The sequence below is a fragment of the Gemmatimonadaceae bacterium genome (assembly GCA_040882285.1).
Classification (GTDB): domain Bacteria; phylum Gemmatimonadota; class Gemmatimonadetes; order Gemmatimonadales; family Gemmatimonadaceae; genus JACDCY01.
In genome coordinates this window covers 1-26,715 of the sequence record JBBEBQ010000018.1, presented here as the reverse complement: position 1 = coordinate 26,715, position 26,715 = coordinate 1, and the positions used below count along the sequence as shown (strand labels likewise).

27 protein-coding genes are annotated in these 26,715 nt (G+C 67.6%); 2 read left to right on the top strand and 25 right to left on the bottom strand.

Annotated features, from left to right (window positions below):
- Positions 1 to 24: 24 nt before the first annotated feature.
- From recN to WEA80_09280, 14 genes are all read right to left on the bottom strand, one after another.
- Positions 25 to 1,695, bottom strand: coding sequence for a DNA repair protein RecN (gene recN, locus WEA80_09345; protein MEX1186781.1), 1,671 nt, complete (start codon positions 1,693 to 1,695; stop codon positions 25 to 27).
- The gene (locus WEA80_09340) at positions 1,685 to 2,557 is read right to left on the bottom strand and encodes an NAD(+)/NADH kinase (protein ID MEX1186780.1); all 873 of its coding nucleotides are present in this window, start codon (positions 2,555 to 2,557) and stop codon (positions 1,685 to 1,687) included. Before WEA80_09340 ends, recN begins: the two co-directional genes overlap by 11 nt.
- Entirely contained in the window at positions 2,557 to 4,476 is a 1,920-nt protein-coding gene (gene dxs / locus WEA80_09335) for a 1-deoxy-D-xylulose-5-phosphate synthase (protein ID MEX1186779.1), read from the bottom strand. The genes WEA80_09340 and dxs overlap by 1 nt, the downstream gene beginning before the upstream one ends.
- A complete protein-coding gene (locus WEA80_09330) occupies positions 4,473 to 5,408 on the bottom strand; it encodes a polyprenyl synthetase family protein (GenBank protein ID MEX1186778.1) in 936 nt (311 codons plus the stop codon). Before WEA80_09330 ends, dxs begins: the two co-directional genes overlap by 4 nt.
- Complete coding sequence (gene folD, locus WEA80_09325) at positions 5,405 to 6,289, bottom strand: bifunctional methylenetetrahydrofolate dehydrogenase/methenyltetrahydrofolate cyclohydrolase FolD (GenBank protein MEX1186777.1); 885 nt, start codon at positions 6,287 to 6,289, stop codon at positions 5,405 to 5,407. Before folD ends, WEA80_09330 begins: the two co-directional genes overlap by 4 nt.
- Complete coding sequence (rny, locus tag WEA80_09320; protein MEX1186776.1) at positions 6,279 to 7,871, bottom strand: ribonuclease Y; 1,593 nt, start codon at positions 7,869 to 7,871, stop codon at positions 6,279 to 6,281. The genes folD and rny overlap by 11 nt, the downstream gene beginning before the upstream one ends.
- A gap of 51 nt (positions 7,872 to 7,922) precedes the next feature.
- On the bottom strand, positions 7,923 to 8,216 hold the full coding sequence (locus WEA80_09315) for a cell division protein ZapA (GenBank protein MEX1186775.1): 294 nt from the start codon (positions 8,214 to 8,216) through the stop codon (positions 7,923 to 7,925).
- Positions 8,213 to 8,503 (bottom strand): hypothetical protein, encoded by a 291-nt coding sequence (locus WEA80_09310; protein ID MEX1186774.1) that lies wholly within the window; start codon positions 8,501 to 8,503, stop codon positions 8,213 to 8,215. The genes WEA80_09315 and WEA80_09310 overlap by 4 nt, the downstream gene beginning before the upstream one ends.
- A complete protein-coding gene (gene pheT, locus WEA80_09305; protein MEX1186773.1) occupies positions 8,481 to 10,895 on the bottom strand; it encodes a phenylalanine--tRNA ligase subunit beta in 2,415 nt (804 codons plus the stop codon). Before pheT ends, WEA80_09310 begins: the two co-directional genes overlap by 23 nt.
- Positions 10,892 to 11,914: a phenylalanine--tRNA ligase subunit alpha gene (gene pheS, locus WEA80_09300; protein ID MEX1186772.1), complete on the bottom strand. Its 1,023-nt coding sequence runs from the start codon at positions 11,912 to 11,914 to the stop codon at positions 10,892 to 10,894. The genes pheT and pheS overlap by 4 nt, the downstream gene beginning before the upstream one ends.
- A 127-nt stretch (positions 11,915 to 12,041) precedes the next feature.
- Entirely contained in the window at positions 12,042 to 12,404 is a 363-nt protein-coding gene (gene rplT, locus WEA80_09295; GenBank protein MEX1186771.1) for a 50S ribosomal protein L20, read from the bottom strand.
- A gap of 80 nt (positions 12,405 to 12,484) precedes the next feature.
- On the bottom strand, positions 12,485 to 12,682 hold the full coding sequence (gene rpmI / locus WEA80_09290; GenBank protein ID MEX1186770.1) for a 50S ribosomal protein L35: 198 nt from the start codon (positions 12,680 to 12,682) through the stop codon (positions 12,485 to 12,487).
- Between the two features lie 96 nt (positions 12,683 to 12,778).
- Positions 12,779 to 13,300, bottom strand: coding sequence for a translation initiation factor IF-3 (gene infC, locus WEA80_09285; protein ID MEX1186769.1), 522 nt, complete (start codon positions 13,298 to 13,300; stop codon positions 12,779 to 12,781).
- 270 nt (positions 13,301 to 13,570) lie between these two features.
- Positions 13,571 to 15,520, bottom strand: a complete 1,950-nt coding sequence (locus tag WEA80_09280) for a M1 family metallopeptidase (protein ID MEX1186768.1) — start codon at positions 15,518 to 15,520, stop codon at positions 13,571 to 13,573.
- 124 nt (positions 15,521 to 15,644) lie between these two features.
- On the opposite strand from WEA80_09280, the gene WEA80_09275 reads away from it, so the two are divergent.
- Positions 15,645 to 16,118: a YbhB/YbcL family Raf kinase inhibitor-like protein gene (locus WEA80_09275; protein ID MEX1186767.1), complete on the top strand. Its 474-nt coding sequence runs from the start codon at positions 15,645 to 15,647 to the stop codon at positions 16,116 to 16,118.
- A 39-nt stretch (positions 16,119 to 16,157) separates the two neighbouring features.
- On the opposite strand, the gene WEA80_09270 is transcribed toward WEA80_09275, so the two are convergent.
- The 5 genes from WEA80_09270 to WEA80_09250 all read right to left on the bottom strand — a co-directional run bounded on the left by WEA80_09270 (position 16,158) and on the right by WEA80_09250 (position 20,913).
- On the bottom strand, positions 16,158 to 17,534 hold the full coding sequence (locus tag WEA80_09270) for a tryptophanase (GenBank protein ID MEX1186766.1): 1,377 nt from the start codon (positions 17,532 to 17,534) through the stop codon (positions 16,158 to 16,160).
- 49 nt (positions 17,535 to 17,583) lie between these two features.
- Positions 17,584 to 17,907: a hypothetical protein gene (locus WEA80_09265; protein MEX1186765.1), complete on the bottom strand. Its 324-nt coding sequence runs from the start codon at positions 17,905 to 17,907 to the stop codon at positions 17,584 to 17,586.
- A complete protein-coding gene (locus WEA80_09260) occupies positions 17,904 to 18,788 on the bottom strand; it encodes an MBL fold metallo-hydrolase (protein ID MEX1186764.1) in 885 nt (294 codons plus the stop codon). The genes WEA80_09265 and WEA80_09260 overlap by 4 nt, the downstream gene beginning before the upstream one ends.
- Positions 18,785 to 19,606: a 3'-5' exonuclease gene (locus WEA80_09255; protein ID MEX1186763.1), complete on the bottom strand. Its 822-nt coding sequence runs from the start codon at positions 19,604 to 19,606 to the stop codon at positions 18,785 to 18,787. The genes WEA80_09260 and WEA80_09255 overlap by 4 nt, the downstream gene beginning before the upstream one ends.
- An 83-nt stretch (positions 19,607 to 19,689) precedes the next feature.
- Positions 19,690 to 20,913 (bottom strand): arginine deiminase family protein, encoded by a 1,224-nt coding sequence (locus WEA80_09250; protein ID MEX1186762.1) that lies wholly within the window; start codon positions 20,911 to 20,913, stop codon positions 19,690 to 19,692.
- A 107-nt stretch (positions 20,914 to 21,020) separates the two neighbouring features.
- Between WEA80_09250 and WEA80_09245 the strand changes: the two genes are divergently transcribed.
- Positions 21,021 to 21,644: a redox-sensing transcriptional repressor Rex gene (locus tag WEA80_09245; GenBank protein ID MEX1186761.1), complete on the top strand. Its 624-nt coding sequence runs from the start codon at positions 21,021 to 21,023 to the stop codon at positions 21,642 to 21,644.
- 146 nt (positions 21,645 to 21,790) lie between these two features.
- Here WEA80_09245 and rsmA read toward each other — a convergent pair whose 3' ends face one another.
- The 6 genes from rsmA to coaD all read right to left on the bottom strand — a co-directional run bounded on the left by rsmA (position 21,791) and on the right by coaD (position 26,547).
- Positions 21,791 to 22,615 carry a 16S rRNA (adenine(1518)-N(6)/adenine(1519)-N(6))-dimethyltransferase RsmA gene (gene rsmA / locus WEA80_09240; protein MEX1186760.1) on the bottom strand — a complete coding sequence of 275 codons (825 nt, stop codon included), beginning with the start codon at positions 22,613 to 22,615 and terminating at the stop codon, positions 21,791 to 21,793.
- A gap of 4 nt (positions 22,616 to 22,619) precedes the next feature.
- Positions 22,620 to 24,206: a GAF domain-containing SpoIIE family protein phosphatase gene (locus WEA80_09235; GenBank protein ID MEX1186759.1), complete on the bottom strand. Its 1,587-nt coding sequence runs from the start codon at positions 24,204 to 24,206 to the stop codon at positions 22,620 to 22,622.
- Complete coding sequence (locus tag WEA80_09230) at positions 24,203 to 24,631, bottom strand: ATP-binding protein (protein ID MEX1186758.1); 429 nt, start codon at positions 24,629 to 24,631, stop codon at positions 24,203 to 24,205. Before WEA80_09230 ends, WEA80_09235 begins: the two co-directional genes overlap by 4 nt.
- Positions 24,631 to 24,963 (bottom strand): STAS domain-containing protein, encoded by a 333-nt coding sequence (locus WEA80_09225; protein MEX1186757.1) that lies wholly within the window; start codon positions 24,961 to 24,963, stop codon positions 24,631 to 24,633. The genes WEA80_09230 and WEA80_09225 overlap by 1 nt, the downstream gene beginning before the upstream one ends.
- A 145-nt stretch (positions 24,964 to 25,108) precedes the next feature.
- On the bottom strand, positions 25,109 to 26,011 hold the full coding sequence (locus WEA80_09220) for a phosphate acyltransferase (GenBank protein MEX1186756.1): 903 nt from the start codon (positions 26,009 to 26,011) through the stop codon (positions 25,109 to 25,111).
- A gap of 32 nt (positions 26,012 to 26,043) precedes the next feature.
- Positions 26,044 to 26,547, bottom strand: coding sequence for a pantetheine-phosphate adenylyltransferase (gene coaD / locus WEA80_09215; GenBank protein ID MEX1186755.1), 504 nt, complete (start codon positions 26,545 to 26,547; stop codon positions 26,044 to 26,046).
- Positions 26,548 to 26,715: the final 168 nt, after the last annotated feature.

Sequence of the window (26,715 nt, the reverse complement as noted above, 5' to 3'; positions counted from 1 at the left end):
CGGGAAGCAGGCTACGAGAGAGGCTTACTGGATCTCACCAGACGCCAGTAATTCCTTGGCGTGCGCCTTCGCGACAGAGCTGCTTGGGTCCCCGCCGAGCATTCGAGCTATCTCCTCGACGCGCGGCGCGCCGGTCAGTACCGTGACATCGGCAGTCGTCACTCCGCGCTTCGCCGCCTTGGCCACGACGATGTGGTGGTGCGCGCGCGCCGCGAGCTGCGGCAGGTGCGAGATCGCGAACACCTGATGGTTGTCCGCAACCCGGCGCAACGTGTCCCCCACCTGCAGCCCGACCTTGCCGCCGATGCCCGCGTCCACCTCGTCGAACACCAGCGTCGGCGTGCGATCCACTTTCGCGAGGATCGTCTTGAGCGCAAGCATCACGCGCGACAGCTCCCCGCCGGAAGCGACGCGCGCGAGTGGCCGCGGCGGGTGGCCCTTGTTCAGCGTCACGTGGAACGCGACTTCCTCCGCGCCGTGCGGCCCGGGCTCCGCGAGCTTGGGCAGCATCACCGAGAACGCGCCGTCCGGCATTCCCAGCTCGGGCAGCCGCGCGTCCACCGCTTTCACCAGCTTGCTCGCCGCTGCCTGCCGCTGCTTCGACAGCTTCGCCGCCGCCGCGGCGAGCTTGCGCTCGAGCTCGACGGCGCGCCCACGCAGCTCGTTCAGGTCCAGCTCACCGCCTTCAACGAGATCCAGCTCCTCGCGCGCCTTGCGGCCCGTCTCGATCACGGCGGCTACCGAGTCGCCGTACTTCTTGAGCAGGCGGTACAGCAGGTCCCGGCGCTCCCGCACCGTGCCGAGCCGTTCCGGATCCAGCTCCACGCGCTCGGCGTACACGCCGGCCTCGCGCGTCAGCTCGGTGAGCGCGTAGTACGCGGCGTCCAGCTGCTCCTGCATGGCCTTGGTGGACGGATCGATCCGCCCGATACTCGCCAGGGCGCGCTGCGCCGACGCGAGCGCGGTGAGTGCCCCGCCCTCCTCGGCCTCGAGCGCCTCGCGCAATGACGCCGCGAGCGTGCGCAGCTCGACCGCGTTCTCGAGCACACGGGCTTCGTCCTCCAGCTTCTCCTGCTCGCCCTCGATGAGCTTCGCGCTCTCGATCTCGCCCGCGACGTGCCGCAGGTAATCGGCGCGCTTCTCGGCTTCGCTCCGCCGCGACACCAGCTCCTCCATCTCGCGCCGCACTTTGCCCAGCGAGCCGTGCAGCTCGCGCACTTCACTCACCGTGTCGCCGGCGCCGGCGAACGCGTCGAGGATCGCGCGCTGCGAGTCGCCGTCGAGCAGCGCCTGGGCCTCGTGCTGCCCGTGGAGATTCACCAGCATCCGCCCGACTTCAGCCAGCAGCGTGGCGCCGACCGGAGTCGCGTTGGCCCACGCGCGCCCGCGGCCGCTCGCGGCCATCTCGCGCTTGAGCACCAGGGTCCCGTCTTCGACGTCGATCCCGTGCCCGTCGGCCCAGGCGGCGACGTCGGCAGCGCCGGATATGTCGAAGATCCCTTCGATCACGGCGCGATCCGCGCCGGGCCGGATTACGTCGGTGCTGCCCCGCTCGCCAAGCAGAAATCCGAGCGCGCCAACGATGATGGATTTACCCGCGCCGGTCTCGCCGGAGAGAATGTTGAACCCGGGCGCAAGCGGCAGCGCGATCGATTCGATGATCGCGAAGTTGCGGATGCGTATCTCACTCAGCATTGCTGCAGTCGTCTTCCTTGAGCCCGCCCCAGCCCAGCTTTTGCCTGATGCGGCTGAAGAACGTGTCGGGTGGAAAGCGGACGAGCATCACGGGCGACTGCGAGCGCCGAATGATCAGGCGCTCTCCCCGTCTCACTTCCGTTCCGCCCTGCCCGTCGACGGTCAGCAGCAGCTCGTCGGGCCCGTCTTCTCCCTGCAGCACGATCTCCGCCTCGGGATGAACCACGAGCGGTCGTATGCCGAGAGTGTGCGCCGAGATCGGCGTGATCACGATGGACTCGAGTCGCGGCGCGACGATCGGTCCGCCCGCGGAGAGGCTATACGCGGTCGATCCCGTCGGCGTCGCGACGACGATGCCGTCGGCGGCGTACGTTCCCATGAACTCGCCGTCGATCGAGATGGAGAGGCGAACTACGCGCGCAAAGCCGCCCTTGTGCAGCACGAAGTCGTTCAGCGCGAGCCAGCGCTCCGATCCGGCGGAAGACCCCGAGCCGCTGTCCGTGGTCGCGGTGATTGTCATGCGCGATTCAGCCGTGTAATCGCCCGCCTGGAAGCGGCGCAGCGCGCTCTCCACATCCGGCGCGTTGCAGCTCGTGAGAAAGCCCAGCCGCCCGAGATTGACGCCAATGATGGGCACCGGGCGGCCGTCGAGCAGCTTGGCGCCGCGCAGCAGCGTGCCGTCCCCGCCGAGCGTGACGAGCGCGTCGATCTCGCTCGCGGAATCCAGCTCTTCATGCAGCCCAGGCCGCAGGAGAGGCTCGTACACCAGCTTGAATCCGAGCTCCGGCGCGAGGATCTCCAGCAGGCCGAGCATCGCCGGCAGCTTGTCGTAGCCTTCGTGCCCGACGACGCCGATCCGCATCAGCCGGCCATGGCCTCTGTCTCGCGCAGCGCCCGCACCCTGCTTGCGATCCCGCCGGCGTCGAGACCGACCGCCGCGAGCTGGAACGCGCGCGGAGCCTGCTCGATGAACCGGTCCGGCACGCCGTGCGTCGCCACGCGGACCGCCGGGTCGAGCTTCCCGACCACGCCGGCCATGTACGCGCCGAAGCCGTTCACCACGGTCCCTTCCTCCACGACCAGCAGCTGCCGGTGCTCGGCAAGGATGGCCGCGAGCGTCAGCTCGTCGTGCGGCTTGAGGTAGCGGCAGTTGACGACGGTGACGTCGAGTCCTTCCGCGGCGAGCGATTCCGCGGCCGCCACGGCCGGAAGCACCATCGTGCCCACGGCGAGGATCGCGAAGCCGTCGCCCCCGCGCTCTCCGCTCTGCCGCACGACTTCCCACGTGCCGTACGTAACCGGCGGAATCTCCGCCGCTGCACCGGGCTGGTCGGGCGCGGCGTCGCGCGGGTAGCGGAGCGAGAACGGTCCCTCGCCGTGCTCGATGCCCGCGCGCAGCAGCCCCAGCATTTCTTCCGCGTTCTTGGGCGCCGTCACCGTCGAGCCAGGGATCGCCAGCATGTAGGCAATGTCGTACAGCCCCATGTGCGTGGGACCATCCTCGCCAACCAGGCCGGCGCGATCCATTGCAAACACGACGGGCAGGTGCTGAATGGCGACGTCGTGCACGATGCTGTCGTACGCCCGCTGCAGGAACGTGGAATAGATGGCGCACACCGGGCGGATCCCCTGCGTTGCGAGCCCCGCCGCGAACGTGACGGCGTGGCCTTCAGCGATCCCGACGTCGAAGAACCTGTCAGGATGCTCCTTCGCGAACGCCATCGTGCCGGTGCCGCTCGGCATCGCGGCCGTTATCGCGACTACCCGGCGATCGGCCGCGGCTAGCTCGGTCAGCCCGCGCCCGAAGATCGCTGTGTACCCGGGATTTGCGGTGGAGACAGCGCGCTGTTTGCCAGTCGCCGGGTCGTGTCCCGGCGGGAGTGCGTGCCATTTCTCGCCGTGCTCGCCGGCGGGAAATCCCTTCCCCTTCTGGGTGATCACGTGCACCAGCCGCGGGCCCGTCATCTCCCGCACCGCGGCGAACGTGTCGACGAGCGTGTCGATGTTGTGCCCGTCGATCGGCCCGAAGTAGCGGAAGCCCAGCTCCTCGAACAGAACGCCGGGCGTGAGCAGCGACTTCATGCTCTCTTCCCACTTTCGCACCACCGTTCCGACGGACGACAGCGGGCCCGGAGCGTGGTCGATCGCGGAGCCGATCGCCGACCGCACGCGGTTGTACAGCGGGTTCCGCTGGACCGACGTGAGATACCTGGACATCGCGCCGACGTTCGGCGCGATCGACATCTCGTTGTCGTTCAGCACGACGATGAAGTCGCGGCCCGCTCCGCCGGCGTTGTTGAGGCCCTCGTACGACAAGCCGGACGTGAGCGCGCCGTCGCCGAGTATCGACACGACCTTGAACGATTCGCCGTTGAGATCGCGCGCTACGGCCATTCCGAGCCCGGCCGAGATCGCGGTCGCGGCGTGCCCGGCGCCGAACGCGTCGTACTCGCTCTCACTCCGCTTGAGGAAGCCGGAGATGCCGTTCTCCTGCCGCAGCGATTCCATCGCCGCGTTCCGGCCGGTGAGCAGCTTGTGCGGGTAACCCTGGTGCCCGACGTCCCACAGGACCTGGTCGCGCGGCGTGTCGAAGACCGCGTGGATCGCGATGGTGAGCTCGACCACTCCGAGCCCGGCACCGATGTGGCCGCCGGTGCGCGAGCACAGCTCGATCATCCGCTCGCGGATGTCGGACGCGAGCGCGCGCAGCTCGTCGCGCGACAGCGCCTTGAGATCGGCGGGCGAGTGGATTCGATCGAGAATGGGCATGTTGGAAGTCACGACTCTCTCAGTATGACGAATTTCGCGAGCCGTTGTAGGCGGGCGCTCTCGAGCCCCGACGCGGCCAAGCCCTCGCATGCGTCGGTGATCAGCGCGGACGCGCGCTGCAGGGCGCCGTCGACCCCCAGCAGTGCCGGGTACGTCTGCTTGCCCAGCGCCGCGTCCCTGCCCGCGGTCTTGCCCAACCGGTCGCTGGTCGAGGTCACGTCGAGCACGTCGTCCGCGATCTGGAAGGCCAGACCGATCGCGTGGCCGAAGCTGGCCAGTGCGGCGAGCTGCTTCTCGCCGGCGCCCGCCGCGAGTCCGCCGATCTTCACCGACGCGGCGATCAGCGCGCCCGTCTTGTCCCGGTGGATGCGCTCCAGCCCGGCCAGCCCGAAATCCGCGCCGTGCGACTCGAGGTCGAGCAGCTGCCCGCCGATCATCCCCCCGCCGCCGGCGGCGCGCATGAGCTCCGTCACGACCGCCGAAGTCACGGCCGGATCGAGCTCGAGCCGCGCCGCGCCGGCCAGCGCCGCGCGCACGGCCAGCGGCACCATCGCGACTCCGGCGACCGTCGCCGTGCGCACGTCCCACTTGCGGTGAACCGTCGGCCGGCCGCGCCGCAGGTCGTCGTCATCCATGCACGGCAGGTCGTCGTGCACGAGCGAGTATGCGTGCACGACCTCCACGGCGGCCGCCAGCGGCGCGGCGTCGCCGCGCCCGCCCGCCGCGCGATAGGCGGCGATCAGCAGCACTCCGCGAATGCGCTTGCCGGAGCCGAGCATCGCGTACCGGACCGCGTCGCCAAGGCGACCCCAGTCGGGCGGGAGCAGCTTCGCCGCGCAATCCTCCAGCGCGATCGTGGCTTCGTGCCGCTCTCCGGCGAATTCTTCCTCGAAGCTCGCCAGCGTCGAATCGATCGAGGGCGCGGCCGGCTGCGACGCGATCACGCTAACGTCCGCTCCGCCGCGCGCAGCGTGTTCTTGAGCAGCATCGCGATGGTCATGGGGCCGACACCGCCCGGCACCGGCGTGATGAGTGACGCGACCTCGCGCACTTCGTCGAACGCGACGTCGCCCGCGAGCCTGTAACCCGAGGCGCTGGCAGGATCCTCCACGCGGCTGATCCCGACGTCGATGACGACCGCGCCCGGCTTCACCATGTCGCGCTTGATGAGGCGCGTCTTGCCCGCCGCGGCGATCAGGATGTCCGCGCGACGCGTGTGCGCCGCCATGTCAGTGGTCGCGCTGTGGCAGACGGTGACGGTGCAATTCGCCTGCGGCGTGTTCTGCAGCATCAGCGCGACCATCGGCTTGCCGACGATGTTGCTCCGGCCGACGATAACGCACTCCTTCCCCGCGGTCTTCACCCCCGCGCGCTGCAGCATCACCTGGATTCCCGCGGGCGTGCACGGCACGAACCCGTCGGTATCCCCGATCAGCATCTTGCCGACGTTCACCGGATGGAAGCCGTCCACGTCCTTCTCGGGCTTGATCCGCCGGATGACGGAGTCAGCCGCTATGTGCTTCGGCAGCGGCATCTGCACCAGGATGCCGTGGATCGCCGGATCGGCGTTGAGCGCGTCCACCCGGGCGTCGAGCTGCGCCTGCGACGTGTCAGCGGGAAGCCGGATCGTGACCGAGTGCATTCCCGCCTCCGCGCACGCCTTCCCCTTCGACTTCACGTATACGGCGCTCGCGGGGTCGTCGCCTACGAGCACGACGGCGAGACCCGGGCGCACGCCCCGCGCGACGAGCCTGGCGGTGCCGGCGGCTACCTCGTCGCGCAGCTCCCGCGCAATCGCTTTTCCGTCGAGCAGCTCAGCGGGCAAAGTCGACGGCTCTCGTCTCGCGGATCAGCACGACCTTGATCTGTCCCGGGTACTGCAGCTCGGCCTCGATCCGCCGCGCGATCTCCTCCGACAGCGACACCATGCGCACGTCGTCGATGTGGTCGGGGGTGACGACCACGCGAATCTCGCGCCCCGCCTGAATGGCGAACACCTTCTCCACGCCCTTGTAGCTCGACGCGATCTTCTCCAGTCCCTCGAGCCGCTTCACGTAGGTCTCGAACGCTTCGCGCCGCGCGCCCGGGCGCGAGCCCGAGATCGCGTCCGCCGCCTGCACGAGCACCGAGATCTCGCTCTCGTGCGGCACGTCGTCGTGATGCGCGGCGATGCAGTTGACCACCAGCGGGTGCTCGTCGTACCGCGTCGCGACCTCGACGCCGAGCTGGACGTGGGTGCCCTCGTGCTCGTGCGTGAGCACCTTGCCGATGTCGTGCAGCAGCGCGCCGCGCTTGGCCATCGCGACGTCGAGCCCGAGCTCGGCCGCCATGATCCCCGCGAGCCACGCGACTTCCTTCGAGTGGTTGAGGATGTTCTGGCCGTAGCTCGTGCGCCAGCGCATCCGCCCGATGAGCTTGATCAGCTCCGGGTGCAGCCCGTGCACGCCGCTGTCGTACGCGGCGCGCTCCCCCGTCTCGACGATGCCGGCGCTCACCTCGTCGCGCGCTTTCGCCACTACCTCCTCGATACGCCCGGGATGGATCCGGCCGTCGGCCACGAGCTTCTCGAGCGCGAGCCGCGCCACCTCGCGCCGCACCGGGTCGAAGCAGGACACGACCACGGTGTCGGGAGTGTCGTCGATGATGACGTCCACGCCGGTCGCCAGCTCGAAGGCCCGGATGTTCCGCCCTTCGCGGCCGATGATCCGCCCCTTCATCTCGTCGTTCGGGAGGGCGACAGCCGATGCCGTGGTTTCCGACGTATGCTCGGCGGCAATGCGCTGGATGGCGAGCGCCACGATCTTCTTGGCCTCGCGGTCGGCGCTCTTGCGGGCGGTCTCGCGGATCTCGCGGACGCGGCTTGCCGCGTCGGCCTGCGCCTCTTCCTCGATCCGGCGGATCAGCTCGTTCTTGGCTTCGTCCGCGGACATGCCGGCGAGCTGCTCCAACCGGCGGCGCTCCTCGGCCACGATCTGCTCGACTTCCTGGCGGCGCGACTCGATGGTCTGTTCGCGCTCGACTATGCTCTCGTTGCGGCGCGTGACCTCGCGCTCGCGCTGCTCGACGAGCTCGAACTTGCGCTCGAGGACGGTGCCACGCTCCTGAACGCGCTTCTCCTCGCGCTCGATCTCCTCGCGGCGCTTCCTGGCCTCACCCTCCCATTCCTCGCGGAGGGCTATCACCTCTTCCTTCCCCGCCACGACCGCGCTCTTTCTGAGCGTCTCGGCCTCGCGGGCGGCCTCGGCTGCGATCCGCTGCGCGGCCTCTTCGGCCGTGTCCTTCGCCGCGCGCTGCCTGGCTAACTCGCTAGCCGCGCCCTTGCGTCGTCCAACAAAGAAAAACGCCGCGGCGGAGACAGCTGCCAGAACCAGCCCGCCCGCGGCGATCAACGCCGTGTTGTATTCCATGCTGATCTATACCTCCATCGCGCCGGATGGTCGTCGCGCTTTGCGGCAAAGTTAATCCCGCCTCTTGGAGGGAGGGAGCCACGGGCGAATCTCGTCGCTGAGCTTCTGCATGGCCCCTACGGTCGCGTAGGAGGCCTCGCGGGCCTGAAACAGCTCGTCCGTGATCTGGAGGGCGGCCAGAATGGCCGCCTTGTGCTGCTCCACGTTGGTGGACTGGAGAACGCTCTTGATGGTCTTGTCCACGTGCTCTGCGACCGCCCGCGTGTGCTCGGGGGTCGCATCGCTGCGGATGGAGTACTCGTCGCCCTGGATCTCGACCTTGACCACGTTTTTCTTGGCGGTCACTGCACGGCCTCGCTCTGCTCGCGGAGGAAGCGCACGCGCTCCAGCATCCCCTTGACCCGCTCGGTCGCGGCCTTGAGCCGCCGCGTCAGATCCTTGTTCTCGCGCTCGAGGGCAGCCAGCCGCTCGGGGGTCGGCTTGCTCGACGACGCCGCGGTGTCGATCTCCTTCAACCGCACCTCGGCCTGGAGCGCGCGCCGGCGGAAGCCGCTGAGCTCCTCTCCCAGGTGGCGGACGAGCGACTCGAGCTCCTTGAACACGGCTTTTTCAGGACGTGCGCTGTCTGACACCTAGCTCTCCCTCAAGCGCCTGTAGGAGCTTGGTCCGGCGGGCATCGATCTCCTTGTCGCGTAGTGTGCGCTCCGGGTGACGGAACGTCAATCGCCACGCGAGACTGCGCTGCCCGTGCTCCACACCCTGGCCGCGGAACTCGTCGAACAGCTCGAGCTTCTCCAATAGATCGCCCGCGTGCGCGCGGATCGCGTCGGCCAGCCGGGCCGCGGGAAGGTCGTCGGGGACAACCAGGGCGAGATCGACCTGCACCGCGGGAGTGACCGGCAACGGGCGAGTCACTGTGCGACGCGCGTCGTGCACGGCGGCGCTGCCCAGGTCCAGCTCGACCCCGAACGCAGGCGTCGCCCAGGCTGGCGCGTCCAACGCGACCTCGGTCACGAAGCCGAGCTCCTCGCCCTTGGCGATAACCGCGAGACGGGACGAATCATCGCTCATACTGAACTTTAAGTCATCTAGCCCAAATGCCGCAAGGGCAATGACTTCTGCAATCCATTTCGCGTCCCACAGATCGCACGCCGGCGGCTTGCTCTCGGTGAAATGGCTGGGCCGTCGCTCGCCCATTATCAGCGCGCCGGCGTGCCGACTCTCTACCGGCCGGGGGTCGTCCCCGCGCGCGAAGACGGTGCCGATCTCGAACAGCCGGACGTCGCCCTGCATGTGTCCCAGGTTGTGCTCGGCGCGGCGCGCGAGCGTCTCGAGGATCGAGCTTCGGAGATACGCTTCGTTCTCCGCCAGCGGGTTGAGCACGCGGATGTCGGTGCCGCGGCCTTCCGCCACGAACGGCATGGGCCGCGCCTCCAACAGACCCTCGGCGACCAGCGCGTCGCGAACCCGCCGCTCGACCAGCCAGAGCGGGGCGTCGGGCGATTCGCCCGGGCGGAACGGTCTCAGCTCGGTCGAGATCCGGTCGTACCCGTGCAGCCGCGCGATCTCCTCGATCAGGTCGACCTCCGCGGTCACGTCGGACCGCCAGCTCGGAACCTCCGTACAGATCAGCTCCGTCCCGGTCTCGACGAGCGTGAAGCCGACCGAAGACAGGTAGCCGGCCATCGACGCGGCGGGGATCGGATCGCCGATGAGAGCGGACGCGCGCGCGGGACGGACGGACACGCGCTCGCGCCCCCGGGGCGCGGGATGAACATCGACGCCGGGGTGCTCCACGCGTCCGCTCGTCAGGCTCGCGATGAGCGCCGCCGCCTTTGCCGCCAGGACCGGCACCGACTCGGGATCGACGTGGCGCTCGAACCGGTAGCTGGCGTCGGTCGAGATGCCGAGCGCGCGGCGGGCGGCGCGCACGCGGCGCGGATCGAAGATGGCGACTTCCAGCAGGACGTCCGTCGTCGCTTCGCTGACCTCGCTTCCCTTTCCGCCGATCACGCCGGCAATCGCCTCCGCCCGGTCGGCGCCGGCGATCACGGTCGTCGCGTCGGTCAGCGTTCGCTCGACGCCGTCCAGGGTCACGAGCTTCTCCCCCGCCCTGGCCCGGCGGACGGTGACGCGCTTGCCGAGCCTGGCGAGGTCGAAGGCATGCATCGGCTGGCCGTACCCGTGCAGCATGTAGTTCGTGGCGTCGACCACGTTGTTGATCGGCCGCGCGCCGATCGCCGTGAGCCGGCGCGCGAGCCACTCCGGACTCGGCGCCACGCGCACTCCGCGGATGACCACGGCGGCGTACCGCGTGCAGCCCTCGAGGTCTTCGATGCCGACGGTGACGCCGTCGGTGGCGGCTGTGCCGGATTCCGTTCGCGGCAATGGCGGCTCGCCCGCGACGCCCGCCCACGGCTCGCCGGCGAACTCCCGCAGCGGGACTCCGGTCGCGGCCGCGAGCTCGCGCGCGATGCCGCGATGCGACAGCAGGTCGGGCCGGTTGGGCATGACGTCGACCACGAACAGCGTGTCGCCCGCACCCACGGTCTCGACGAACGAGGCGCCGGGGCTCGCGTCCGTCTCGAGCGCGAGAATTCCCTCATCGAGTAGCTGTTGGCTATTGGCTGTTGGCTGTTGGCTGAGCAGCAACTCCCGCGCGGAGCAGAGCATTCCGTTCGACACCACGCCGCGAATCTTGCGCTTCTCGATTTTGAGACCGCCAGGCAGAGTGGCGCCTACGGGGGCAAACGGATACGCGATGCCCGCCGTTACGTTCGGCGCGCCGCAGACCACGTCGAGCAGCTCGCCGCGCCCCGCGTCCACCTTGGTGATCCAGAGATGATCGGACTCCGGGTGGCGCGCCGCTTCGACCACGCGGCCGATGACGATGTCGCCGAGATCCTGGCGCACCGGGCGCATCTCCTCGACGGTCGCGCATCGCGCCGTGAGAATGTCGCGGATTTCGCGCGGCGCGAGCTCAGCGGGGACGAAGTCGCGCAGCCACTCGTGCGACGCGTTCATCGCGCGAATTGCCGGAGGAAGCGCACGTCGGAGTCGTACAGCGCGCGGATGTCAGGGATGCCGTATCGCGCCATCGCCATCCGCCCCGGGCCCATGCCGAACGCCCACCCCGTGTACTGCTCCGGGTCCACGCCCGAAGCGGACAGCACTTCGGGATGCACCATGCCGGCGCCGAGGATCTCCAGCCAGCCGCTGCCCTTGCACGTAGCGCAGCCGGAGCCCTGGCAGGCGGCGCACTGGACGTCCATCTCCGCGGACGGCTCCGTGAACGGGAAGAAGCTGGGGCGGAAGCGGGTCCTGGTCTCTCCGAGCAGCTGCTGCGCGAAGTGCGTGAGCGTCGCCTTGAGATCCACGAAGCTCACGCCTTCGTCGACCGCGAGGCCTTCTATCTGGGCGAACATCGGCGCGTGCGACGCGTCGAAGAAGTCGCGCCGATAGACGTTTCCCGGAACGATGATCCTGACCGGGGCGCCGTATGTCTGGAGCGTGCGGATCTGCACGGGCGACGTATGCGTGCGCAGGAGCATGTCGTCACCCACGTACAGGGTGTCGTGCATGTCCATCGCGGGATGGTCGGGCGGGAAGTTGAGCGCGGTGAAGTTGTACCACTCGGTCTCGGCCTCGGGGCCGAGCGCGACGGTGAAGCCCAGCTCGCGGAATATCTGCTCGACCTCCTCGATGATGAGCGTGACCGGGTGCTTGGCGCCGCGCCAGCGCTGTCTGGAGGGCATCGTCACGTCGACCAGCGCCGAGCGGCGGCGCGCCGCCGTGACCAGCTCCGTGTCCCGCTCTCCCAGCCGGCCTTCCAGGAGAAGCTTGGTCTTGTTCAGCGCCGCGCCGGCGGCGCGCTTCTCCTCGGGGGAGAGCTTCGGCAGCTCGCCTAGGAGCGCGGTCAGGCGACCGCTCTTGCGTCCGAGCAATGCGGTGCGCGCGGCCTCGAGCTCATCGCGCGTAGTGGCCGCGGCGATTCGCTCCAGTCCTTCACGTTCGAGCTGCTCTGCTGCTTTGACGAGGTCCAAAAGAGCTCTTGGCTGTTGGCTATTGGCTGTTGGCTATTGGCTGTTGGCTACCGCAAAACAAAACGGCTCCGCAAATCTATCGCGGAGCCGCAGCACCTCACCACACCGGCGCCGCGGCGCCGACCGGTCACGCCGCCTTGATGGCGGTGCGCACCTTGTCGGCGATGGCGGCGAACGCTTCCGGCTCGCGCACCGCGAGATCCGCGAGCACTTTCCGGTCGATCTCGATCCCGGCCTTCTTCAGCCCGTTGATGAACACGCTGTAGCTCATCTCGTGCTGGTGGGCGGCGGCGTTGATGCGGGTGATCCAGAGGCGGCGGAAATCGCGCTTCTTGTTCTTCCGATCGCGGTACGCGTACCGCCAGCCGCGCTCGACGTTCTCCTTCGCGGCCTTCCACAGCTTGCTGCGCGCGCCGAATCCTCCGCGCGCGGCTTTCATTACCTGCTTTTTGCGCTTCAGTCGCGCGACGTTCGATTTGACTCTGGGCATTGCTGACTCCGGGTCTGTTTTTTCTAAAAGCGCTGTTGGCTGTTGGCTATTGGCTGTTGGCTAAAAACCAACGGCACAGCCTACGACTGCAGCAGCCGCTTGAGGTTCTTCGCTTCACCGAGCGTGCCCACCGTGGTGGACTGGCGCAGGCGGCGTTTCCGCTTGGACGTCTTCTTCGTGAGGATGTGGCTCTTGAACGCCTTGTTCCGCTTCACCTTGCCGGTTCCGGTCAGGCTGAAGCGTTTCCGCGCTCCTCTGTGCGACTTCATCTTGGGCATTTAACGCTCTTGGCTATTGGCTATTGGCTGTTGGCTGTTGGCTCCTGCGGTGCTGTCAGCCAAAAGCCAACAGCCAACAGCCAACAGCTTCAGTTCTTATTTCGGCGCCAGAATCATGATCATCAACTTCGCTTCGAACTTCGGCTCGCTCTCCACCTTCGCGACGTCCGCCAGGCTCTGAGCTACGCGATCCAGCACCTGCCGCCCCAGCTCGGGATGCGCGATCTGCCGGCCGCGGAACATCAACGTCACCTTCACCTTGTTGCCTTCACCCAGAAACTTCCGCGCGTGCCGCGTCTTCGTCGCGAAATCGTGCTCGCTGATGCCGGGGCGGAACTTCACCTCTTTCAGCTGAATCACGTGCTGCTTCTTCTTGGCCTGCCGCGCCATCTTCGCCTGCTCGAACTTGAACTTGCCGTAGTCCATGATCCGGGCGACGGGCGGGCGGGCCGTCGGAGCGACTTCGACCAGATCCAGCCCCTGCTCTTCCGCCTGGGCCAACGCGGCATCGACCTCCATGATTCCCAGCTGCGCGCCGTCGGCGGCGATCACACGAATGGGGCTGATGCGGATCTGTTTGTTGACGCGAACTCGTTTTGTCGTGTCCTGTATTGTCATTTACCTCACAGCATTAAACAAAAAACGCGGACCCATTAAGGAGTCCGCGGAGACGACGCTCCGCGTGAACGGGACGCCGCCATGGCCGGAACTCCTGCAGCACACCTCGAGACAGCCGAGGGCCGGAGGGTGGGACGAGCTGCCAGGCTCGGCCACTTATAACGTTATATGCAGGGAAGTTAGCCGCCAGCGCTCTGCCGGTCAACATAGTCCGGGATAAAAGGGACGGGCCGGCAACAGTCTGGCCGGCGACGGCCGGCCAACCTCAGCTCACCGTTTCGTCCAGTCGTTGTTCGACCGGTCGAGGTCGGGCAGCACGTTCCGCGGATCGACCGCTACGCGGCGCACCGGTTTCTTTGCCGGCACGCGATAGGTGAACTGGCGGCCGAGGTTCCACATCTGTACCGGCAGGCGCACCGTCTCAGTCGAGCCGTCGTCGAAGGTGATGAGGAGCTCGGCGGGCATTGTCATCGTGCCGCGATTCGTCATGTGGACATTTGCCCGACCGCTCGTGTCGGTAGAGACGGAGTCCACCGCCTGATCGAGCCGCGCCGTGGTGAACACCCAGTCACGCCAGAACCAGTCGAGCTCTACTCCCGACGCGTCGCGCATGAGGCGGAAGAAGTCCGCCGGGGTCGGGTGCTTGTATGCCCACGCCTTGATGTACTCGCGGAAGGCGAAGTCGAAGCGGTCGCGGCCGAGCACCTCCTCGCGTAGTGTCCTGAGCATAAGCGCCGGCTTCTGGTAGCCCACCCACATAAGGTCGCGCACCTCCGTGGGATTCGTGCTGAGGGGCTGATCGTCCCCCGCGCGTGAGTGCTCGACGGCCATCCGCAGCGGATTGACCTGAATCGTGTCGCCGTAAGGCGTGCCGGCGAAGTACTCGGCGGCGTTCTGGAGGTCGACGAACGTGTTGAACCCCTCGTCCATCCACGGATAGAGCCGCTCGTTGGAGCCGACGATCATCGGGAACCACTCGTGCCCGAACTCGTGTGCCAGCGCCCACTGCTGCGTTTCGCGCGTGCTGTTGTTGGCGACGAAGGTGAGCATGGGATACTCCATGCCGGCAATCGGCCCCTCGACCGCGGTGGCATGCGAGTATGGATAGCGGTACCACTGCTCGCTGAAGTGCCTGATCGCGCCGCGCGCCATCGCGTGAGCTTCCGGCCATTTGTCGGCGGACGAACGGTACAGCGTCTGGATGAGGATGCCGTCGAGGTTGCTGGCGTCCCACTGCCAGTTCGGGGCGGCGGCCCAGGCGAAGTCGCGCACGTTGTCGGCCGTGAAGTGCCAGGTGTACGGCCCGTTGCCGGGCCGCGTGCGCCCCGGCCTGCCCGCTTCGTCGCGCGTGATGACGGCGACGGCGGTGTCCGATTTCCGCGCGCTCGCGAGCCGCGCGAGCTGGTTCCGCGTGAGCACCTGCTCAGGATTCCTCAGCTCACCCGTCGCGGCGACGATGTAGCTGGCAGGGAGCGTGAGCGTAACGTCGAAGCTGCCGTACTCGAGATAGAATTCGCCGGCGCCGATGTACGGCTCGTGATTCCAGCCGCGGACATCGTCGTAGACCGCCATGCGCGGATACCACTGCGCAATCTCGTACAGCGCGCCGTCGCGTCCCATGCGGCCAACGCCCTGCTCGGGGACGGTGAAGTGCCAGGCCACCTCCATTTCGAGCGACTGTCCCGATTCCAGTGGCCTGCCGAGGTCGACGCGGAGCGTGGTGCCATAGTTCGTGCGCTTCGCCTCGACGCCGCCGATCGTCAGCGACTGGATCGTCGGTCTGCCGACGAAGCTCCCACAGGAGAAGTCGAACGCGACCTCGCCGAAGACGAGCGGTGGCTGGTTCAGCGTGCTTCCGATGCTGTTCGGTGCACAGGCGTTCTGCTCGACGAAGAGCCAGAGATACGACAGCGCGGTCGGCGAATTGTTGACGTAGTGGATCGTCTCGCGGCCCTGCAGCAGGTGGCTCGCAGTGTCGAGTGACGCGGCAATGCGGTAGTCCACGCGCTGCTGCCAGTAACGCAGCCCCGGACGGCCAGCGCCCGTGCGCTGCTCGTTCGGCGCCGGCAGCGGCAGCGGCCTGAATGGCGAGCTGTCGGCCACGGTCAGCTCGCGCGACTGGGCGCCGAGCGGGTTCGCGACGAGCGGGCTCGCGACGAGCGGGCTCGCGACGAGCAACGTGGCGAGGAAAGGACGAAGACCTGCGCGGTAGCTCGGCATGGCGGTAACATAAGCTGGTCCCGGGCCGGAGCGGCCGAAAGTGTTCGCCCGCGCTGCTGGCCGCGAGCCGGTCGTTCGCCCACCTTATCTTCGTGATCAGAGCACCAACCGCGGAGTGACTCCCATGAGCATCACCGTCGTATCAGCCGCCTTCGCGCCGAATGCGGAGATTCCGGCCAGGTTCACCTGCGAGGGCGAGGACATCTCGCTGCCGCTCGCCTGGAGCGGTGCACCGGCGAAGACCAAGAGCTTCGCGCTCATTTCCGACGATCCGGACGCGCCCGATCCCAAAGCCCCGAAGATGACGTACGTGCACTGGGTGCTCTACGACATCCCGGTCTCCGTCACCAGCCTCGGCGAAGGTGCGTCCACGCATCTGCCAGCCGGCGTGCGCGAAGGACTCAACGACTGGAAGCGCACCGGTTGGGGCGGGCCGTGCCCGCCAATTGGACGGCATCGCTACTTCTTCAAGCTCTATGCGCTCGACACCGCGCTCGGCGACCTTGGCTCACCGACCAAGGCGGCGCTGGAGAAGGCAATGGAGGGACACATCCTCGCGCAGGGAGAGCTCGTCGGGACGTATCAGAAGAGGAAGTAGCTGCCGGGTTCCCGGCGAGTCGCGCGCGACTGCCGGCGGCTAGCGGGGCACGGGTTCGAACTTCGCCGTGAAGTGCCTGAGCACCCGCGGCTGCTCCACGATCCGCACTCCGCGAATGTCCTGCGCGATGCTGTTCACGTGCAGCAGCACCTCGGCCACGTAGTCCATGTGGCTCTGCGCATAGACTCGGCGCGGAAAGGCGAGCCGCACCAGCTCCATGTCGGCGGGGCGCTCGCTGCCGTCCGGCTGCTGCCCGAACATCACGGAGCCGATCTCGCATCCGCGGATGCCCCCTTCGACGTACAGCGCGATGCAGAGCGCCACCCCCGGGTACTGGCTCTGCGGGATGTGCGGGAGCCAGCCCCTGGCATCGAGGTAGAGCGCATGGCCGCCCGCCGGACGCACGACGGGAATCCCGGCTGCGACCATCTTTTCGGCGAGGTACTCGACCGAGCGGATTCGGTAGCGCAGGTAGTCGGGATCGAGCGCCTCGTGCAGCCCGACCGCGATGGCCTCGAGGTCGTAGCCGGCGAGCCCGCCGTAGGTGGGGAATCCCTCGGTGAGGATGAGCGAGTCGCGACAGGTGACGGCGAGGGCGTCGTCGTTCATCGCGAGGAATCCGCCGATGTTCGCCATCCCGTCCTTCTTCGCGCTCATCGTGCAGCCGTCGGCGAGCGAGAACATCTCCTGGGCGATCGCCAGCGGAGTCCTGTCGGCGTACCCCGGCTCGCGGGTCTTGATGAACCACGCGTTTTCGGCAAAGCGACAGGCATCGATGAAGAAGGGCACGCCATGCGCGCGGCAGAGCGCCGACGTACGGCGGATGTTCTCCATGCTCACCGGCTGGCCGCCCTGGGAGTTGTTGGTCACCGTCATCATCACCAGCGGCACGTTGCCCGCGTTCTCCGCCAGGACCCGCTCGAGCGCGGCGACGTCCATGTTCCCCTTGAAGGGGTGCACTGTCTGCGGCTCGCGCGCTTCCGCCACCGGCAGATTGAGGGCCACCGCGCCCCTGTGCTCGACGTTCGCCCGCGTGGTGTCGAAGTGCGTGTTGTTGGGGACGATCGACCCGGGCTTGAGCAGCGCGCCCGAGAGAATGTGCTCGGCGGCGCGTCCCTGGTGCGTGGGGATCACGTGCCGGAATGCGGTGATCTCCTGCACCGACCTGACAAAGGCGTGAAAGGAGCGCCCGCCGGCGTACGACTCGTCGCCCCGCATCATGCCGGCCCATTGGTACACCGACATCGCACCCGTTCCCGAGTCGGTGAGGAGGTCGATGAGCACGTCCTCGGCGTCGAGCTGAAAGACGTTGTAGTGCGCCGCGCGGATCGCCGCAGCGCGCTCAGCGTCGGTGGTCTGGCGGGTCGGCTCGACCACCTTGATGCGGAACGGCTCGACGATGGTCTTGAACTTCACCGGCGCTCCCGCGGGAGGAGGAGCGAAAGCGGCGGGGACGTGTGTCGGTTCAGCGAACGTACATCCACAAGCCGTACAGGCCGATCAGCGCTCCTCCGACCGCGATCGCCGTCCCGGCGCCTCCGCCGATGAGGAGCCCGGTGAGCAGTGCCGCGCCGCCGACGATCATGAGGGCCGCGCTCTCCCGCGAGGGTGTCTCCAACTGGGCGCCGTTTGCGACCGAGGTCGCTGCCGATGGCGCCGTAATGCCGGCGCGCGCCGCCTGTATCGTGGGTCCGGCAGGAGCACGGTCCGTCCGCGCCTGCGCGGACAATCCGGGAGCCGCGACCGAGATGAGCAATACCGAACCGAACAGTGCCAGCAACCGTTTCATTTGACGTTCTCCACGAGACTGTAAGTCTTTCCGTCGTGCGCGATGCGCCCCCATGACTTCACCGCGTCGTGCTCGAATATCAACAGCCACTTCTCCGCCAGCGCCTGCGCGAACAACCGCCGCTTGGTCTCCAGCGTCACGAGCGGCTCCACGTCGTATCCCATTATCCACGGGAGCGGCAGGTGCGCCGCCGTCGGGGCGATGTCTCCCAGAAAACAAGCGCGATCCGCTCCCGACGTCACGACAACGCTCTGGTGAAACGGGGTATGGCCCGGCGTCAGGATCACACCGACTCCCGCCATCACCTCGGTCTCTCCCTGCAACAACCGCAACTTTCCGGCCCGGTCGATCGGAACATAGTTACGCTCGAAGTAGCTCGCCGCGGTCCGCTCGTTCGTGTGCGTCGCGTAGTCGTACTCGCCGCGCTGCACGAAGTACTCCGCGTTCGGAAAAGTGATCGAGAGCTCGCCCGCCGCGTCGAGATACGTATTTCCACCCGCATGGTCGAAGTGCAGGTGCGTGTTGATGACCACGCTTATCGCGTCCGGCGTGTGGCCGGCCGCCCTGATCCCGTCCTCCAGCGCGGTTCTCGACTGCTCCCCGTCGTTCTCGATGCCGTAGATGTCGACAAACTTCGCCGTCTCCTTGTTGCCCGCGCCCGTGTCGATGAGCAGCAAGCCGTCCGGGTGCTCGACCAGCAGGCAGCGCATCCCGAGCTGGATCCGGTTGCGCTCGTCCGCCGGAATCCTCTTCTCCCACAGCGGCTTCGGCACGACGCCGAACATCGCGCCGCCGTCGAGCCGCTGCCCGCCGGCCTGAATGGCGTGACATTTCAGATCGCCGATCTGAACGGGTTGGACCAGCGGCTCGGGCCGGCTCACGCCGTCAGGTCGTTGCTGGCCGGCGCCGGCAGCGCGGACTTGCGCCGCGGCTTCCGCGGAGCGCGCGCGCCGGCGAACCGCTGCAGATCGGCCCACGTGTGCAGCCCCGCGTCGTTCGCGTGCTGCAGCATCTTCACCAGGCATTCCGCCGTAGCGAGAGCGTCGCCGCCAGCGCGGTGGCGCGAATGGATGGTCACGCCGTAGTACCGGGCCAGATGATCCAGCGAGCGCCGGGGGAGCTGCGGCAGAAGCCGCTTCGCGAGCTTCACGGTGCACAGCTGCCGCCCCTGAATCCTGTTCCCGGTCGCGCGCAGGATCTCCGTGGACACGAACCGCCAGTCGAACTTCGCGTTGTGCGCCGTGAACACGTGGCCCGCGAGCGCGGACATGAGTCGCGGCGCCACCTGCTCGAACGTCGGCGCGTCCTTCACCATGTCCCAGGTGATGTGGGTGAGCGCGGTGACGAAGTGCGGGATCGGCCGCCGCGGATTCACCAGCGTCTCGAACGTGTCCACGATGACGCCGTCGCGGACGACGACGGCCGCCACTTCGGTGATCCGGTCGCCGAACATCGCGCTGGTCCCGGTGGTCTCCACGTCCACCACCACGTAGGACAGCGAGTCGAGCCGGTCGAGCGCCGGCTCGCTGAACCTTCCATTGGGCCGCGACGCGAGCGCGCTGAAAGCGGACGCGATCCGCCATTTTCCGTCGAGTCCCTTCTCGAAATCAGTGCGGCCCGCGAACATCGCCGCGGCCAGATGCTCGGCCACCGTGCGTGGCGGGCCGGGCAGGTTGCACACGTGCGCGATCAGGTCCACGGCGTCGGCCGGTCCCGCCGAGAGATACTCCAGCGCGCGCGTCGTCAGCAGCGTGTCCCCCGGCGCGGAATGGATCCCGCCGCTCAGTCCCAGGGGTCGTCCCTCGTCACGGGGCAGGTCATGCAGCGCGGACCGCCGCCACCGCGCACCAGCTCGCCGCCGGGGAAAGTGATGACCGCCCGCTCGTCCCCGCCGATCTCCACCGCGTCGTCCAGAAAATCCTTCGCCGACACGATCCTGAAGCCGACCTTCTCCATCTCGTGCAGCGTCGCCTCGTTTCTGGTGTACGACGTCACGAGTCCCGGCCGCAACGCGCCGAAGTTGCACCCCGACGCCCACTGCTCCCTCTCCTGGATCATCCGGCGGCTCCCGCCGCACAGCACCGGCTCCAGCCGCAGCCCGCAGCCCTCGAGCGCAGCGAAGATCGTCGGCATCTCGGTCATCTGCGACTTGCCCTTCTTCCAGTGCAGGATCGGGAGCCGCTCCGGCCCGATGAAGTGCGGCGGGTACACGACGCACAGCTCGCGGTCCACCTGCGTGAAGATCATGTCGAGGTGGATCGCGATGTCCTCCCGCGGCATCACGACGACGATGACGTCGGTGATGCCGGTCTGGGCGAACAGCAGCTCGGCGAGATTCTCGATGGCCGCCGGGCTGGAGCGCTCGCTGAATCCGATGAGCACCAGATCGTGTCTCAGCGGATGCACGTCCCCGCCCTCCAGCGTGTAGTTGATCCGGCGCTCGCTGGAGCCGTCGTACAGGATCCCCTTGTTGGCGAGCCGCGGGTGCGCGGAGAAGATCGCCTTCATGATCAGCTCCTCGCTCCAGCGCACGCCGTAGCGCATCGAGCCGATCATCACGTGCTCGCCGAGTCCCATGGCGACGTCGCGCGTGAAGAAGAGATTCGGCAGCGGCGGCATGAGGTAGCCGGACTCGTTGAGCTTGCGCGCGAGCGGGCCGGGCGGCTCTTCCTTCCCTTCGATGAGAGTCCGCACGAGCTGCTCCGGCGGCAACTCGTAGATCTCGCGCGTCAGAGGCTCGGACGGAATGATGTCCATGGACTCCCGCCACAGCCTCTCGCGGACGGCGTCGTCGGCCACGACGTCGGCCAGTAGATCCGTGACCTGGTGCACCTCGGCGAACCGCTCGAGGATCGCGACGAACCGGCGGTGCTCCTCGCCCGCGGTCCGCACGTCGATCATGTCGTCGTACAGGTAGGTCGCGCGGGTCGTGGGAGTCACGGCCAGGAGCTCGGGCCCCGGCGTGTGGACCAGGACCGAGCGAAGCGCTCCGATTTCGGACGTCACGTGTACCGGCATCAACCCGAAGATAAGCCATAAACCCGCTTCCGGCCTACACCTACTGGTACCAGGACCGCCCAGGAAATAGGTTTGTGAATGATTTCACAAGCTCCATGAAACGAATCGCAGAATCTACTGTTCGGCGGCTTTCTCTCTATCTCGGCTTCCTCGAAGACATTTATCGCCGGGGGAGCACGACCGTATCCAGCGAGCAGCTGGCGAAGCTCGGCGGCACCACGTCGGCGCAGGTCAGGAAGGACCTTTCCCTGTTCGGCTCATTCGGGAAGCGCGGGCTGGGGTACTCGGTGAGCGAGCTGCTCGAGCGGCTGCGGCAGATCATGGGGCTGGAGCGCCGCTGGCGCGTGTGCATCGTCGGCGCGGGCAAGATCGGCGCGGCGCTCGCGCAGTACGAGGGGTTCACGCAGCGCGGGTTCGACGTGGTGGCGGTGTACGATTCGAATCAGGCGCGCGTCGGGGAGACGCTCGGCGATCTTCAGGTGCGCGACGTCGCCTTCTTCGAGCGGGACGCGGAGTCCGAGAAGTTCGACATCGCGGTGCTCGCGCTCCCGGCGCGCGGGGCGCAGAAGATGGCCGAGCGCGTCGCGCGCGCCGGCATCGGCGCGATCCTCAACTTCGTACCCGGGCAGATCTCGGGGCCGCCGAAGGTGGTCATGCGCACGGTGGACATGGCCATGGAGCTGGAAGCACTCTCGTTCGCGTTGACGAACCGGGATTGATTTTTGGGGTGCGGGTGGACGCGAGGCTCCATGCCGCGCTCCGGCCGCTACGCGAGCAAACTGCGCTCGCTAAGACGCGGCCTTCGGCGGCACGGAGCCTCGCGTCCCCGCCGGCCATCGGGAATTTGCCAAGCGAACGACGGGCTTCAGCTCGTGGCGCGGAGAGTCGCGTACAGGCGGGCGAACTCCGCGGGTGAGAGTGTCTCGGGGCGGGCCCGCGGATCCCAGCCGCCCGCGGTGAGAATCTCACGCGCGCGGTCGGAGTCCACGCCTTCCAGGGCGCGCACGATGGTGCCGAGTTGCTTGCGGCGCATTCCGAAAAAGGATTGGACGAAGGCCTGGAAGCCGGGCGCGGTCTCGGGTGGGACGAGCGGCGTCGCCCTGGGCCGCAGACGCACTACGGCCGAATGAACCTTGGGCGCGGGAGTGAACGCGCTCGGCGGGACGTGCAGCAGCAGCTCGGGCTCGGTCAGCGCCTGAATCGTCACCGACAGCGCGCCGTACTCCTCGTCGTCGGCGTTCGCGGCCATGCGCTCGGCGACTTCCTGCTGCACCAGGAAAACGGCGCGCAGCGGCATCGGCGCCTTCAGCGCGTGGAAGATGATCGGCGTGGTGATGTAGTACGGGACGTTCCCCACCAGTACGTAAGGACCACCCGCCAGCTCGGCGATGTCTGCTTCGAGCACGTCGGCCTCGACGACTTCGACGCCGGGATCGCCGGCGAACTCTTCGCGGAGGTTCGCGGCGAGGGCGCGATCGAGCTCGATCAGGACGAGCCGGCGCGCGCGCCCGGCCAGGTGCCGCGTGAGCGCGCCGCGGCCAGGCCCGATCTCGACGACGGTTTCATCCCCGCGCAGCTCGAGCGCGTCGGCGATCGCGGCAAGCACCTTCTGGTCGTGGAGAAAGTGCTGGCCGAGTCGCTTGAGGACCGGAGGGTTCGGACCTCTGCCGCGCGGCCCCGGCGTGCGCACGAAGCTACGCGCGGAGGATGACCAGCGTCTGATCGTCGCGGAGCGGCGTGCGTCCGGTGAAGCGGCGGAGCGATTCGAAGATCTTCTCCACGATCGTCTCCACGGGCTCCTTCCGGTTCTTCCTGACGGCGTCGAGCACGCGCTGCTCGCCGAGCTTCTCGCCCTTGGCGTTGCGCGCGTCGCTGATCCCGTCGGTGAACAGCAACAGGAGGCTCTCCCTCGGATGCCACGGGACCGACTTCGCGTGCGGCGGCTCGTCCACCATTCCCAGCGGAGGGTCGAGGGCGGGAAGTCTCTCGTACTTGCCATCGGGCGCGAAGAGGAACGCGTGCGGATGTCCGGTGTTCGCGTAGTTCAGCACGCTCCGCTTCCGATTGACCACCCCGTAAAACAGCGACACGAACATCTCCGTCGTCGTCAGCTCGTCGCGCACGGAACCGAGCAGCGCGCCCAGCATCGCGCCCGGATCGGAGTGGATCTGCGCGTGAATCGAAGCCGCGCTCATCGTGAGCGCCATGATCAATGCGGCGCGGTAGCCGTGGCTCGAGACGTCGCCGATCATCACGCCCGTGGACGCGTTGCCGAGGCGGAAGAGGTGGTAGAAGTCTCCCCCCACCGATTCGGCGGGCACGACGCGCGCGGCGATCTCGGCGTCGGCCGATAGGCTCGCCGGCCGCGGGAGCAGCTTCATCTGCAGGTCGTGCGCGAGCAGCATCTCCTGCTGCAGCCGCTGCTGGTCCATGGACGCCCGCACGAGGCGCGAGTTCTGGATGGCGATTCCGATCTGGGTCGCGATCGCGGCGACCAGCTTCTGGTCGCCGGCGCTGAACGGCTGGCCGGTCTCGCGCTCGGACAATATCACGACGCCGAGCGGCAGGCTGCCCGTCGAGCTGGTCCAGATGATGGGGGCCGCGAGCATCGTGTCGCGGGAGTAGATGGCCTCGTGCTCCGACGTGCTCTCGCTCGCGTCGGCGATCGCCAGGTGGCGCGTGCGGAAAACGCGCGCCGCGACGCTCCCCATGTCGTTGATCGGGATGGAGGTGAGCTGCGCCTGCTCGGTTCCGATCGCCGCGACGGCGTACAGCATGGTTGTCGGCCGGTCGTACAGAAGGATCGCGCCGCGGCGCGCGCCCACCGTCTGGGACAGCTCGGTCAGAATCGTCGTCGCCGCTTCCTCGAGCGCCACCGTGCGGCCGAGGATCTCGCTGATCGTGTACAGGAGGCTGATCTCCTCGTACCGGCCGGCCAGCTCGGCGGCCGTGTGCTCCATCTCCAGCCCGGTGCGCATCATCTGGTTCACGACCGGGAGCAGCAGCCGCGCGTTCCGCTCCAGCGGGCGGCTGCCGCCCTCGCACGGACCCATGGTCATCCACGCGCGCTTGAGGCCGGCGAGCCGCGCGGTGATTATCTCGCCGCCGTTCGTCGGTACCGGGCCCTGCTCAGTCTCGGGGAGTGTGTCCGGAGCGAGTACGGTGCCCGCTGATATCGCGGTAGCGAGCGTAGCCGGGTCCTTCTCGTCGCCCATCCAGACGGCGACTGGACATTGGGTCGCGTCGTAGAACGCGGTGAGCACCGCCCGAAGGTCTTTCATCCACGCTGCACCGTCAGGCGTACGGTGTTTCCCCCGTCGACGAACTGCTCGACGCGATCGACCAGACACTGCATCAGGTAAAGGCCGCGCCCGTCCTCCCGCAGAATGTTCTCGGGAGTGGTGCAGTTGAGCGTGCTCGAGGACAGATCGAAGCCCGCGCCTTCGTCGATGACGTCGACCACGAGCTTGTCGCCGGCCTTGCTGACCGAGGCGCGGATGCGGACGCACTTCGAGCTGTCCTCAAGATTCCCGCGGAGGATGGCGTTGGACAGGGCTTCGGTGAGGGCAACGGGCACGTTGAGCGCGCACTTCTCGGGCTCGATCTTCAGCTGGCGACATTCCTGCTGGACCAGCTCGACCACCCGTTCGATCTCGTGCACGTCGCTGGGAATCTCGATCTCCAGCGCAACGCGCATTTTGGGCATCAGAAGCTCTCTAGCGCGCGCTCCCTGCTGTCGGATATCTGGAAGAGCGTGTCGAGCTTGGTGAGCTCGAACAGCGTCTTGAGGTCGTCGTTCAGGTCCGCGAGCCGCAGCTCGCCACCCTGCTCGCGGATCTTCTTGGACAGAGACACGAGCACGCCGAGCCCGGAGCTGTCTATGTAGCCCGTCTGGCTGAAGTCTATGAGGAAGCGCTTCTCCCCCTTCTCGAGCTCGTCGAGCACCTTCTGCTTCAGCTCCTGGCGATTGCCCACGATGAGCTGGCCCTCGACATCGACGACGACGATCTCGCCCTGCTTGCGAATGGTGAAGCTCATTTTAGTGACTGGTGACTGGTGACTAGTGACTAGTGACTGCGTTAAGTAATAACCGGTGGCTCCTGCCCTTGAACAGTGCAACGACTGCGGAATGGCAACTTCGCAAGCTCGCGAGGCGCCGTTTGTAGTGACTAGTCACTAGTCACTAGTCACTAGTCACCAGTAACGCCGCCACCGCCGCAACATTAATAATGTCCCGCGGCTGCGCCCCGCGGGAGAGATCGGCGACGGGTTTCGCCAGTCCCTGCACGATCGGCCCGATCGCCTCAGCGCCCGCGAGTCGCTCGACCAGCTTGTAAGCTATGTTGCCGGCGTCGAGCGATGGAAAAACCAGCACGTTCGCCGTCCCGCCGAAAATGTTTCCCGGCGCCTTCCGGGCGGCGACGGCCGGCACCAGCGCCGCATCGGCCTGCAATTCTCCGTCCACCAGGAGCGACGGCTCCAGCTCGCGGATGAGACGCACGGCCTCGATCACGGTCCGTACCGAGTCGGACACCGCGCTGCCGTGGGTGCTGAACGACAGCAGCGCGACGCGCGGCTCGTCCCCGACGATGAGCACCCGGTCGCGGGCGGCGCAAATGGCGATCTCGGCGAGCTGCGCGGCGGTTGGGTGCGGCACGACCGCGCAGTCGGTAAACGTGAGCACGTCGCTGCCCGTGCCCCACGCCGGACCGCGCACCATGTAGCAGGCGCTCGAGATCGTGGTGCTGCCGGGCGCCTTCCCGACGAGCACCAGAGCCGCCCGGAGCACGTCGGCGGTGGCGTACACCGCGCCCGCGACGCACGCATCCGCCCGTCCGTCGCGCACCATTCCCACCGCGTACTGCAGCGGCGGAGTTGCATCCGGCCGCACGACCTCCACGCCGAGCCCTTCGATCGTCGCGTGCGTCTCCGGGTGCGCCGGATCGAGCACGAGCACGGGCACGACGATCTTCTGCTCGCGCAGCACGCGCACCGCCTCGACGATCCGCACGTCCGCGGACTCGGGGAAGACAACGCGCCTTGGCGTGGCGGCCGCGCGGCGGCGGAGATCGTCGGTGAAGATCAATGGGTCCCGGGATTGCTCAGGGAAATCCAAGATCAAGGGACCTTGGATTCCCCTGCCGCACGGAACCGTGTTTGGAGAGCCTCCGCCACGACGGGGTGTACCAGTCCTTCGACATTCCCGCCGAGCCTCGCGACCTCTCGGACGATGCTGGAGCTGATGTACGTGGTGTCGAGCGAGGGCACCATGAACACCGTCTCCAGGCCGGGCGAGAGATGCCGGTTCATCAGCGCCATCTGGAACTCGTACTCGAAGTCGCTGACCGCGCGCAGCCCGCGGATGATCAGCGACGCCTCGACCTCGCGGGCGAAATCCACGAGCAGGCCGGTGAAGTCGCGCACGTCGATCCGGGGTTCATCGCCGACGGCGGCCCGGATCAGCCGCTTCCGCTCCTGCAGATCGAATAGCGGCTGCTTGGCCGAGTTGTTCGCGACGGCGACCACGAGCCGGTCCACGAACTCCAGGCTGCGCACGACGAGGTCCTCGTGCCCGCGCGTTATGGGATCGAACGCGCCCGCGTAGATCGCAACTTTGGCCATGCACGTCTCCGTGGGGGATTCGGGGAGTGTCGGTGCGCGCTCGTCTGCGCCTACGCTCGCAAACTGCGCTCGCTAAGACGGCGCTGCCGAGCGCGCACCGACACTCCCCGAATCCCCCTCACAGGTCGTCCTGCTGAAAAAACGAAATCGCGGTCGTTCCGTACCTTC